Below are 12,995 nucleotides of genomic sequence, written 5' to 3'. Positions count from 1 at the left end.
TCTTTGATTTTCATTGAGTATAAGCCTCTGAAAAACGTCATTCTTTTCCGAATTGGCGTTTTTTCTATACCCATATTTCCGGTCAAATCATTGGAAAATTCTGACCGTTTCAGCTAAAATGGAAGAAAAATGATTGGAGTATCTTATGGTAACTTTTCTCGGAAATCCTGTGAGCTTTACAGGTAAACAACTACAAGTCGGCGACAAGGCACTTGATTTTTCTCTCACTACTACAGACCTTTCTAAAAAATCTCTGGCTGATTTTGATGGCAAGAAAAAAGTCTTGAGTGTCGTTCCTTCCATCGATACAGGTATCTGCTCAACTCAAACGCGTCGCTTTAATGAAGAACTGGCTGGACTGGACAACACGGTCGTATTGACTGTTTCTATGGACCTACCATTTGCCCAAAAACGTTGGTGTGGTGCTGAAGGCATTGAAAATGCCATCATGCTCTCAGACTATTTCGACCATTCCTTTGGACGTGATTATGCCCTCTTAATCAATGAATGGCACCTATTAGCACGCGCAGTCTTTGTCCTTGACACCGACAACACTATTCGCTACGTTGAATACGTGGACAATATCAACTCAGAACCCAACTTCGAAGCCGCAATTGCAGCTGCTAAAGCCCTATAGAAAAAATCCTCTGTCACAAAGAGTTTCCTGCTCTTTGAAACGGAGGATTTTTGAATACTAGTAAATACAAGTTCAATCAGAAAAACAGTCGCCTTACTCTACAGATTTCAAGGCTTCTAACATATCAACTTTTCTCAGATGATGATTGACAAAGAAACCAAGTACGGTCAAAATGATGCTTACTGCTGCCACTGGAATTACATAGACCTCCCAGCCTACCTTCGGATAAAAGAGAATAGTCGCAGGCGAAATCATTTGAATCAAAAATTGGTGTAAATAGAAACCGGATACCAGACCAAGGACGATTCCCACAAGAGACAGCACAATCGTCTCACGATAAATGTAGAGGGTAACTTCATTATTATGAAAACCGAGAACCTTGATAGTGGAGAGTTCACGGATTCTCTCAGCCACGTTGATATTGGTCAGATTGTAAAGGATAACAATAGCCAATAGAACCGATACGATGACCAAGATGGTCATGGTCTGATTGAGTGAACTTGCGACCGAGTCAAAGAGTCGAATGGCTGAAGCATTCTGGACGACGCTAGACACCGCAGCTTGATTCATAAGCAAGCCTGCCTGCCTTTCGATATTAGGCGCACTAGAATCCTTTAGCGATACCAGATAAGTGTTGGATGGGGGTAGATGACCATAAAGTTGCTCATAATTGGCTTGGTTCATATAAATAAAATGACCAACGTAGTTCTCAGCAATGGCAGCAACCTTTAGCTCCTTACCTTCAATTTCTAAAGTCTGTCCAACCTTAACACCTGCCAGCTGGGCGAGTTTAGCTGTAATAACGACTCCATCTTTTAATGTCAGCTCCTGCTGATGATTTTGCAGATGAATAAAGGGAGTCAAATCTTCCTTCTCTGTCATCATAAGGGTAATGGTCTGAAGACCAGCCTTGCCTTTGAAATCCTTGTCTAGCGTCTTAGAATAAATTTTCTGGTAGGCTTGAATATCCTGCCCTTTCAACACTTCTTCTAGCTCTACCTTGTCCTGATTGGTCGCACTTGAATTTTCAGAGACAATCATCTGATACTGTTGGATTTGTTGAAACTGTCTGGACGGAACTCCTGCTACAGAGGATTGGATTCCCAAACCTGCAAAGAGCAGAGCGACTGAACCTGCCACACCAAAGATTGTCATCAACATCCGTTGCTTATAACGGAAGATATTGCGGGCTGTTACCTTATGAGTAAAACTGAGACGGCGCCAAATAAAACCGATGCGCTCTAGTAAGATTTTAGCTCCTTTAACAGGCGGTTTAGGTAGTAAAAGCTGAGCTGCTTCGTCATGAAGTTCTCTACGAGCTACCAAGTAGGCTGGTAACACACTCGCCAACCAACTCAAAGCAAGAGCCAGTAAGCTATAGGTCCAATAGAACTGAATCTGGGTTTCTCCCACCACCATGCCTTTTGTAATGACACTTGAAATCACACCGGCTAATAAATAATGGCCAAGTATACTACCTAGAGCTGTTCCTACAGTCCCAGCTACTAGACCGTAAAGGAGAAACTTGGCAATAATATCCTTGCTACGATAGCCCAAGGCCTTAAAAATCCCTGCATGCGTTCGCTCTTCATCCACAAAACGAGTCATAGTTGTGAAGGTCACCATAGCCGCTACGACATAAAGCACTACAGGAAAGATATTGCCCACTGCCCGAATACTGGCTGAAGCATTACTGTACATGAGGTAGCCTTGACTGCCAGGCATGGTCTGACGATTATATACTTGATATTTGGGCTCAGACAAATCATCCAAGACTTGCTGATGTTTTTCTAATTTTTCCTTTTCTTGGACTAGATTTTGTTCGGCCTGCTTTAGTTTATCTTCTTCCTTGTCCAATTCCTGCTTGGATTGGGTAAGTTGAGCACTGGCTTGCTCTCTCTGGGCTTGAGGAAGCAAGGCTAGTTGACTTTCCTGAGCCTGCAAACGAGCTTGAGCAGCTGCTAAACGACGCTTGCCTTCCTGCAAATTAGTCTCAGCCTTATCAAGGGTCTCTTGACCCTTGTATAGAGACTCTTGTCCTTCTTTTTTCAAGACTTGCAGACGTGCCTTGCCATTATCTGACAAAGCTTGTTCAAGGTCTTCCTGATGTTGCTTGAATTTTTCTTCATAAGTTGCTGAAAAAGCATTTAAGCCTGCTAAATCTTGATATTTCAAACGAGCTATATTGTAGACTTTCTGATCAAACTGACTAGGTAAAATCACCCCATAGGCTGTCAGAGTCCCACTTCCACTTCCTGCGTAGCCCATATCTCTCTGCGAGAGGATTTCAGCTGAATCCACAAAACCAGTAATGGTATAAGTATGGTCTTTTAAATAGGAATGACCCTCTTCTTTTTCTTTAAAACTAATCTCCTGTCCCACGCTGTATTGGCCTTGTAAATGAGTGGCCAAAGCGATTTCCTTGTCTGACTGAGGAAGTCGTCCCTCTCTTAGCTGAAAGGTTGAAATTCGCTCTGGTTTGGAGTACAGCCGAATGGCATCCTGTCCATTCTCCATAGTCACATCTGTCAAATAGCCAAACTCAACCTCTGCGCCCTCCGTCTGTTTTAGTTCTTCTTGATCTGCTTGATCCAAACCATAATTAGACATAACTGCCAAATCCAAGGTTTGAGCAGTTGTTAAATAAGCATTAGCTGTCGCCTCCATGTTGGGACTGGTTACTTTGAGACCTACTAGGGCTAGAGAGCCCAACATCATCAGGATCAAGATGGATAAAAAACGCCCCTTGGAGCCTGTGAAGGACTGAATTAAGTCCTTCCAATAAGTTTTTCGCTTGATCATGCTAGTACTCCAAACTGTCAATATCCTGAGGATGCTGGTTGAGCACCACATCCTTAACACTGGCATCGTGCATATGAATCACGCGATTAGCAATGGGCGCCAAAGCTCCATTATGAGTCACGATAATCACCGTCGCTCCCTTTTGACGAGACATATCTTGAAGAATCTTCAAGACTTGCTTGCCTGTCTGATAATCCAAGGCGCCTGTTGGTTCGTCACAAAGAAGAATTTTAGGATTTTTGGCTACCGCGCGTGCAATGGAGACTCGCTGTTGCTCCCCTCCAGAAAGCTGGGCTGGAAAGTTATTGAGTCGATGAGCCAGACCTACATCTGTCAGCACCTGCTCAGGATCCAAGGCTGCTGTCACGATTTCAGAAGCCAGCTCCACATTTTCCTTGGCTGTCAGATTGGACACTAGATTGTAGAACTGAAAAACAAAACCGACATCATTGCGGCGGTAATTGGTTCGCTGGTAGGAACTATAGTCTGCAATATTGGCACCATCAATCCAAATCTCCCCTTCATCATTGGTATCCATGCCCCCAAGAAGATTAAGAATCGTTGACTTGCCTGCACCTGAAGCACCAAGGATAATAACCAACTCCCCCTTTTCAATCTCAAAATTCACATCGCGATTGGCCACAATCTCCGTGTCCCCAACCTGATAACGCTTGTAACAGTGTTTCATCTCAATATAAGCCATCAGTGCCACCCTCTCTCAAACAAATTACTTTCTACTACCATTATAACGCTTTTTCAACTAGTTGGAAACTGCTTACATTCTTAAATCCTTATTAAAAGGCAGTTTAAAATTACTGCCTTACATTATCTTCTTAAAAATAAAATTGAACAAGATCACCTTTTGCTGTCGCCACTGAAATACAATCTTTCTCTACGCATTTCACTTCTGCTTTTTCTTGATTGACTTCAATCACACTTTTTTCAATACCTGGATAAGAGACGCGCAAATCTCCTCCACTCCTTGATAAAATGGTCATCTGTAAGAGTTTTTTATCCTCCCAGCGCATACTAACTTCAAAATGTCCACGTGTCACTAAACCTGAAACGGAACCTGAAGACCAAGCATCAGGTAGGGCAGCTAGGGGCACCAGATAAGCTGTATGAGACTGGAGTAACATTTCTGCCATGCCACTAGTAGCACCAAAATTACCATCTATCTGAAATGGTGGATGGCTACACCAAAGATTGGGTAAGGTGGATGTCTTTAACTGCTCTGCTAATAATTTATAGGCTCGATTGCCATCTCCCAAACGGGCCCAGAGATTGATCTTATTAGCCTTGGACCAGCCTGTTCCCCCATCTCCACGATCATTGAGACTAGCACGCGCCGCTTCAAGATACTCTTGCCCCTTATGACTAAAGAGAGTTCCAGGATAAAGTCCCACCAGATGGGAAGCATGCCGATGTTGAGCCTCCACTTTCTCATTTTGAAAATGCTGTTCTTCCTCCTCATACCACTCCCTGATTCGACCAGATTGAGTGATTTGCAGAGGATTTAGTAGATCATACTTTTCTTTGACTGCAGTCAACAAGTCCTCATCCAGCCCCAATTCTTGAGCAGCCTGAATAAAATCATGGAATAACTGCCAAATCAGAGATTGATCATAGGTATTGCCAATCGAAATCGGCCCATGTTCTGGCGAGTAAGACGGAGAAGAAACCCAACGCTTCGCCTCCTTATCCTCATGTAAAAAAGCATTCCAAAAACGAACCGTTTCCCTCAACATGGGATAAATTTTCTCCCTGAGATAGTCTTGGTCCCTATAAAATGTAAAGGCTTCATAAACCGTTTGCATCATCCACGCATTAGCTGCTGGTGACCAACCCCAGTAGTAATCCCAGCCCGGTGCCGTCCAGCCAAAGGGAGTCGCTTGCGTATGGACTAACCAACCATTCTCCTCCCCTTTCTGAGAAACGATTCCTGCATACCTTGCAGCCGCTAGGCGACCATAGACACGCAAATCATCGATATAGTTGATGACCGGAAAGGCCGTCTCTAATAGGTTAGTCACATAGGCTGGCCAATAATTCATCTGCAGGTTGATATTCAGGTGATAGTCCGAATTCCAAGGAGGATTGTCGACCGCATTCCAGACCCCTTGCAGGTTAGCTGGTAGCGCATCTGGGCAATCTCTGGACGAACTAATCAATAAATACCGCCCATACTGGAAGAACAGCTCCTCCAAAGCCTGCCCCTCTTGTGGCTTATAATTTTTTAACAAATCATCTGTAGTGGATGCGTCAACTTCAGCCCCCAAATCCAATTGAACACGCTGGAATAAGGATTGGTAGTCCTGAATATGCCTTGATTTCAATTGATCATAGCCCTTTTCTTTAGCTGTCTCCACCAAGTCTATCACCTGTTGCTCCAACTCTATTTTCTTGCGATAATTACTAGCAGGATTTTGAGCAAAATCCGTCTTAGCTGCTAAGAAGAGATTAGCATAACTAGCTCCTGCTATCTGAACCTTATCTGACCTGACTCTAATGTCTCCATCCGTTTGCCAAGCTAGATAACTAGCAAACCACAGATCATTATCCCTAACCCGTCCCTTCATCAAGATATGAGAATCAGTGATATCCAGCTGGCACTCCTTGTAATCAGACTTTTTCTGCTCATACTTTCCATCAGAAGCCAAATCACGGGTCAAGGACAGTTCTATAGTAAAATCTAGAGTTTCCGCCCCTTCCTTAGTGAAATGCTGAACCAAGAGATCATCTGGAAAACTCGCAAAGGCTTCACGTTCAAATCGCGTTCCCTTATAGGCATAAGAAGTCGTCGCAAGCGCCTTACTGACATTCAGTTGTCTCTGGTAATCCGTTACCTGAGACAGAGAATTACCTTGCTGGCTGAATTCAATGAAAATATCTCCAAAGGACAGATAGGTCCCATATTGACTCGTTTTGGGCCCGACCAGGTGATGTTCAGCCAGTTCCTTAGCCCGATTGTAATCTCTCTTTTCCAAAGTAAGCCGAATCTCAGCTAAAAAGTTATGCTGATCTTGAAGATTTCCACCCTGATAATCTGAACTATCAGGAAGTGGACCACCAGACCAGAGACTTTTTTCATTAAATTGAATCCGTTCAGCCCCTATGAGCCCAAATACTTTTGCCCCTAAAGAACCATTGCCTATTGGTAAGGCCTCTTCTTCCCAACCCTTGTAAGTGGTTGAAGATGGTTGCTTGTAGATCAATACATAATCTTGTTTTTTATTCCTTATCATACTACCATACTAACATAAAAAGCCTAGAAATCAATTCTAGACTTACAATTTTTTATTTTCCAAGGTAGTATTCAGAAACGACGTTCAATTTTTCGTCAAATTCGAATACCAATGGTGGGAAGTTAGGGATTTCCACGTCCATGATTTCGTCATCTGACAAACCTTTGATGTGTTTTACAAGGGCACGGATTGAGTTACCGTGAGCTCCTACGAATACGTTTTTACCATCTTTAAGAGCTGGAGCGATTTTATCTTCCCAGAATGGAAGGGCACGTTCCAAAGTCACTTTCAAGTTTTCAGCATCTGGGATTACTGAGTCGTCAAGTGAAGCATAACGACGGTCTGTGTGAGCTGAGTGCTCATCATCACGGTCCATGTTTGGAGGCAATACATCGTATGAACGACGCCAGATGTGAACTTGCTCATCACCAAATTGTTCAGCAGCTTCAGCTTTGTTTTTACCAGTCAAACCACCATAGTGACGTTCGTTCAAGCGCCATGATTTTTCAACTGGAACCCACAATTGGTCAGAAGCTTCAAGAGCCAAGTTAGTTGTTTTGATCGCACGTTTCAATACTGAAGTGTAAGCTTGGTCAAATTCGATACCAGCTTCTTTGATCAATTTACCAGCGTCAATCGCTTGTTGTGTACCTTTTTCAGACAAGTCAACATCAGCCCAACCAGTGAAAAGGTTAGCTTTGTTCCATTCAGACTCACCGTGGCGAGCAAAAACCAATTTTACCATTAGATGGATTCTCCTTTAAATTTTCCGAGGTTTCCCCTCGTTTATCTATTCTATTTTACACAATTTTTCACAAAAAAGCTAGTCAAAACCAAAAAGGAAAGAGTTTCACACATGAAGAAACGAAACCTATCTTCATGTGCTACCCTAATTAGTAAATTTATTTTCCTCATCAAATATTGAAGTTCTAAAATCATCAGTTTGATCTAGATAAGCTTTGAAAATAGCTTTTTTAAGTTTGTAAACTTTACTACTTTCTTTTGGATATAATATTGAAGCATAATTAGTAGCATCCGCCTGAACCGCTTCTTTAATTATATTTCTTAACTTAGCAATACTATCAATAGTTATCGTCTCTTGACGTCCCCAATTATTAGGATTTATAAAGCTAATATTTGTTAAGTTATTAAATTTATTTTCTCGTTCTTTATACATAGCTTTTTTAAAATCAGCCCAAGATGAATACTGGTTATTAAATATCTTATTAAGCACTAATTTATCAGTTACCAATCCTACTTCTTTACCGTATGAATTAATTTTACTTCCATTAGCTTTCGCTTCATTTTCATATTGGTTAGAAATATATGGTACCATACCTTCTTTATATCCTTTTGCAGCTAATAGTTCAAATGCCATACGACGAGCCATTAAATCACCCGGAGTCCCTTTATCACTACTTAAGGCAGAATATATTGGCGAGAAAAGATTGATTGTGTAGTATCCATTTCGTTTATACTCACCTTCATCAATATACCCTCTTCTTGTGATTATATCGTTTTCTATTAAACTATTGAAAGAGGTTAACTTATTAAGCTCATCAGGTTTTAATCTACGGACTACATTCGTTGCATAAACATCATTTCCATCAGGATCAGGTTTATACTCATTCTCTATTTTCCTTAATAGCTCACCTTTCTCATTGGCACCTAAGTTAACTACTGCTTCTCCTTCTAATTTTTCAAGTGTATAAACTAAATCGAATAAGTTATGCATATATTTACGCAAGTCTTCTGCATTATTAAATCGTTGAGTTGGATTTTTCACTTGTAGTCTATTAGCATTTTCCGCTTCATCATATTTCAATACAGAGTTTATCGTGATTGTTGCATCATCTGGATGATCGGGAGCTTGTAATAATCCTTTTGCATAAAACTCTGGTCCAAGCCCATTTCTTCTTCCATATCCTCCAAGATAAATTTCTCTATCTGAGTTGTGTGTCATTTCATGAGTATATGTTACTGCGCCAGCCTTATCAAGCATACGATAAGCCATATAGTAGAACGCATCTCCCGTAGCATATGCTCCGTGTCCATTATGAACAACATTATTCCCCGCAGGACCGAAGAAATGTTTTATTGCTGGATGATCAGTTTCAAAATCTGCTTGACTAGTATTTTTATCTTTATCATTACCAAATCTAAAAGAATCATATACCAAAATACTTCTAAACAATTTATCTTTTTCTTTCGTATCTAGTATTTTGTACCAATAATCATAATGATCTCTAAATCGTTTAGCCGCTTCTTGTGCATTATCTTCTACAAATTTGTTTAACTTTTCTCCCTTAGGATATTCTGAACTTCTATATCTGTCATAGGCTCCAAATCCTATAGTTGAAATATTCGCTATCATAAACACTGATTTTTCAGGTAGTGTTAATAACGGTAACACCATACTTTGATATTTCCAAGAAGGGCTAGTTAATCTATCATATACTCCAATAGAATACTTCGTCCCTTCCTTAGATTGTTTTTCGCTTACTTCAGGAATTGTAGATTTTTCTTCTACTATATAAGCTTTAGATTGTTCTTTAAACCATTCGTTATTTGTTTTATTCGGCACTAAAACTTTTCTATATTTTTCCAATGCCTCAAATAAACTCTTAGTTCCATAATTTTTTGATAATAATACATTATAAGTAATTACATTATTTTTAGCTAATAAATTGTTAAATCCTGATTTACCTAGCTCAATAACATTATCTAATGCAGAACTATTAGATTTACCAAAGAAATCTAAATGATATAATACTAAATCTTTTGTACTTGCATTATCATATTTAAAATTATACCAACGTTCAAGATATGTTAAACCTAAAAGCAACGCCTCTTTATTATTCTTAATTTTTTCTACTACATAATTATCTATTATCGAATTATTATTTTCAGCTATTGCCGCATCTGCAGAAAGAAGTTTTGATAAAGTATCTTCAATATTTGCTTTTGTTTTATCGAACTGTTCATCTAGATATAATTCTGTTAATTTTATATCATTAGAAATATCTAATACTTTTCTAACATCAGCTGAATTATATTGAACAGATTTCAGATCATTTAAAACAGATTTTACAATATTATTGTAATTATGTAATAACGTATTAGGTGTGTATATTAATTTTGTATTAGTTATTTCGTATTCTGCTACTTTAGAGAAATCTTGTAGATATTTTATATCTAATGTTTGAGAAGTATTATCTGAATAATGTAGTAACAACTTATTAATACTAGCTTTATGTTTATTAATATCAGAAATTACTTCTTTGTCATGCATTGAAACTACAGACACAAGATCCTTAGTATATAAAGCATTATTAGTATCCACTAAATTACCATACTTAACAATAGTCTCTCTGTTATAAAATGGCAGTAATTTTTCTATATTTTTATACACCCTTAACCTAGAAACATCAACATCTTTTAATTTACTATAATCCGTTCCATATTTAGAAGAGAAATTAAAGTCCTCAGTTTTAATATTATTTTTAGGAACAAGTTGAGCTTTTTTCACATTAATCTCATCCGCTTCTAGCACAGTTCCTCTTTGCTCTTCAGAATCTTTACTAAGTACTTCGTCATCTACTTGAACTACTTTTACCACCTTATTATTTTTATTACTATAAGTGTTAGTTGCTTTTATACCATTAAAATCATAACCAGCAATAGCATTACCGTTAGTAACATTGACATCGCTTAATACATCAGATAATCGACCTGAATTTTCAACTTCACCTGAATTATCCCAAAGATTACCTACAACTCCTCCTACTTTACCAAAAGGCTTCACATTGTTAAGATTTCCTTCAACGTAACTATTACTAATTCTAGCACTTCTATCAACAACCCCAGCTATACCACCAACTGTTTGGTCCCCTTGATTAGCGTTTGTCGCCATATCGATAGATGAAATTGAGTTTTCTATTAAAGCACCAACACCTGAAAGTTTGCCAACTAAACCACCTATTTGATAAGTAGCATTTGTATTATAAGTATTTGTTATTCTACCTGTAAAACTACTATTAGAAATTGTAGAGTCAGTTACTTTTGAAACCAAACCACCAATGCTACGCTCACCAGCAATTACACCTGATGAATGAACATTTGTAATTGTAGTACCATTATTCGCCTCTTTCGCTATTGTAGCAGCATCTTCTTTCAAAGAAACATTAGCTTCTTTTATTGAAAGATCTTGAATAGCAGCATGATTTAAAACTTTAAATAACGGTTTTTTCAAGTTATATATAGCATAGTTCTTATCATTGTTTGTACCTATTAATGTACCACTAAATTCTTGATTTATATAACTTTCTTGACCATCCGAAAGTTCTACTTCACGAGCATCCATAGTTGCTCCTAAACGAAACGTACCATGTAAATTTCTATTCATTGCTTCTACTAGATTTTTAAATGATGTATAAACTTCGTTTTCACTATTAATAGTTTTTGGTAAATAATAAGTATAATTTTCTACAGTACTATCATTTTCATGTTGAATTAAATCATTTGCTCGACCAACAATTTTATATACTTCTTGATTATCTCTTCTGACACTTGTAATACTTGAGACAGGTAACATCACATCTTTAAACTTCTCTGATTTTACTTTCATAAAGTAGTTACTAGGATTATTTGGAACCGTATCAAATGAGGTTACATGTCGATATTTATTATTTTCTACTGTAAATAATTCCACATTTGAAATATTCCTAAGCTCTAGTTTCTTGTCGACTTGTTTTTTTTCTGCTTTTGGTGCTGATTCTTCTTTTCCTGTAGATGTTCCTTCTGTTGACGCTGTTGGGTCTGATCCTACTTGTACAGCTGGTTCATCACCCTGTGGTTTTTCTGAATCTGAATTAGATGATTCTGAGTTTTCGTTCACAGTCGAAGCTTCAGTATTTTGTGAATTTGTTTCTTCTTTATTGCCTTCTGTTACTGAAGGTGATGACTCTGAATTACCTGAATCATTTGTAGCATCTACAGATGGAATAGTTGAAGTTTCTGACGTTGGTTCGGATTTATTTTCTTCTCCAGCTGGTTGTGTAGCTGGTGACCCACCTTCAGAGACAGTTTCTGAAGCCGGCTGTTCTTCTGTAACTGTTGTATCCCCTGCAGATGAATCTTCTTCTTTCGACTCTGATTCTGATGGTACTTCTGAAGCTGGGGTTGCCGCCTCTGGCTCTTCCGCTTTTGGTGCTGTTGCTGTTTCCGTAGTTGCAAGTTCTTCAGCTTCCGATGTTGAATCTGTTTCTGCTTCTACAGCTGGCTGCGTAGCTGTTGACTCCCCTTCAGAAGCAGTTGATGAAGATTCAGTTGAAGAAACTGAATCCTCCGCTTTACCTTCTTCTCCTGATTCTTTTGGTGCTGGGGTTGCTTCTGCTATTATTCCTGGTTCTTCAGCTTCTTCCGTTGCTTCGGCTTTACCTTCTTCTCCTGCTGGTGTTGATTCCACAGTTGCAGATGTTCCTGGTTCTGCTGACTCTTCTGCTTTTGCTTCTTTTTCTGTTGCTTCTGGTGTTGTTACCGCTTCTTCTTTAGACTCAGCTGACGGTGTATTTGTTGCGCTATCTTGTTTTCCTGTCTCCTCAACAGAGGTTTCTTCTGCTGGTTGGCTTTGTTCTCCTGAAGTTGTAGCCTCTACCACTGGTGCTTCTGAAACTTCTGCTTTTGGTGTTGTTCCTGAAGCTTCTTCTGTTGAACCTAGAGTCGCTTCTGAACTTCCTTCCGCTGCTGGTGCACCTGTTGTAGCTACTTCTGAACCTGTTCCTGCTTCTTCAGTTTCTTTTACTTCATTTCCTGCTGTTGTTCCTGCTTCTTTTGGAGCTGGTTTCGCTGCCTCTGACTCTGTTCCTTTTGGTTCAGTTGCTACTTCTTCTGTTGAAGCTGGGGTTTCTGGTTTTGATAGTGCTGGGGTTTCTTCTACTGGTTGACCGTGTTCTCCTGCAGTTGTACCCTCTACCGCTGACGCTGGCTCTTCCGCTTTCGGTGCTGGTGTGGCTGGCTTCTCTTCTTTCAGTGTTGGAGTCGCTGGCTTCTCTTCTTTTGGTACAGCTGGTTTCGCTACCTCTGGCTCTGCTGATTCTGTTGCCACTTCTGCGTTTGATTCAGCTGGTGTTACCACCTCTGGTGCTGTTTCTTTTGGTGCCGGTGTAGTCGCTTCGTCTTCTGCTTTTGGTACTACTGGAGCTTCTGTTTCTTCTTTAACTTCTGGGCTTGTCACAGCTGGTGCTACTGGGGCAAGTTCTTCAACTGATTCTTCCGCACTTTCCACTACTGGTGCTGATACAGGCTGATAA

6 protein-coding genes are annotated in these 12,995 nt (G+C 39.6%); 1 reads left to right on the top strand and 5 read right to left on the bottom strand.

Going from position 1 to position 12,995, the window contains the following annotated elements:
• Window positions 1–145 precede the first annotated feature (145 nt).
• Complete coding sequence (gene tpx / locus WKI42_RS07130) at window positions 146–637, top strand: thiol peroxidase (RefSeq protein ID WP_000256026.1); 492 nt, start codon at window positions 146–148, stop codon at window positions 635–637.
• 93 nt (window positions 638–730) lie between these two features.
• Here tpx and WKI42_RS07125 read toward each other — a convergent pair whose 3' ends face one another.
• The 5 genes from WKI42_RS07125 to WKI42_RS07105 all read right to left on the bottom strand — a co-directional run.
• Complete coding sequence (locus WKI42_RS07125) at window positions 731–3,439, bottom strand: ABC transporter permease (protein WP_368081550.1); 2,709 nt, start codon at window positions 3,437–3,439, stop codon at window positions 731–733.
• Between the two features lies 1 nt (window position 3,440).
• On the bottom strand, window positions 3,441–4,142 hold the full coding sequence (locus WKI42_RS07120; RefSeq protein ID WP_368081549.1) for an ABC transporter ATP-binding protein: 702 nt from the start codon (window positions 4,140–4,142) through the stop codon (window positions 3,441–3,443).
• A 130-nt stretch (window positions 4,143–4,272) separates the two neighbouring features.
• The gene (locus WKI42_RS07115) at window positions 4,273–6,684 is read right to left on the bottom strand and encodes a glycoside hydrolase family 95 protein (protein ID WP_368081548.1); all 2,412 of its coding nucleotides are present in this window, start codon (window positions 6,682–6,684) and stop codon (window positions 4,273–4,275) included.
• 52 nt (window positions 6,685–6,736) lie between these two features.
• Window positions 6,737–7,429, bottom strand: coding sequence for a phosphoglycerate mutase (locus tag WKI42_RS07110; RefSeq protein WP_000240129.1), 693 nt, complete (start codon window positions 7,427–7,429; stop codon window positions 6,737–6,739).
• 144 nt (window positions 7,430–7,573) lie between these two features.
• On the bottom strand, window positions 7,574–12,995 hold a 5,422-nt coding region (locus WKI42_RS07105), incomplete at its 5' end, for a ZmpA/ZmpB/ZmpC family metallo-endopeptidase (RefSeq protein WP_368081547.1).

The organism is Streptococcus pseudopneumoniae (assembly GCF_038148935.1).
In the GTDB taxonomy this organism is placed as follows: Bacteria; Bacillota; Bacilli; order Lactobacillales; family Streptococcaceae; genus Streptococcus; species Streptococcus pseudopneumoniae_U.
This window is presented reverse-complemented; position numbering and strand designations above follow the sequence as displayed.

Coding starts and splice junctions, on each gene's coding strand:
- tpx (WP_000256026.1), top strand. CDS start 146: ATGGTAACTTTTCTCGGAAATCCTGTGAGCTTTACAGGTAAACAACTA.
- WKI42_RS07125 (WP_368081550.1), bottom strand. CDS start 3,439: ATGATCAAGCGAAAAACTTATTGGAAGGACTTAATTCAGTCCTTCACA.
- WKI42_RS07120 (WP_368081549.1), bottom strand. CDS start 4,142: ATGGCTTATATTGAGATGAAACACTGTTACAAGCGTTATCAGGTTGGG.
- WKI42_RS07115 (WP_368081548.1), bottom strand. CDS start 6,684: ATGATAAGGAATAAAAAACAAGATTATGTATTGATCTACAAGCAACCA.
- WKI42_RS07110 (WP_000240129.1), bottom strand. CDS start 7,429: ATGGTAAAATTGGTTTTTGCTCGCCACGGTGAGTCTGAATGGAACAAA.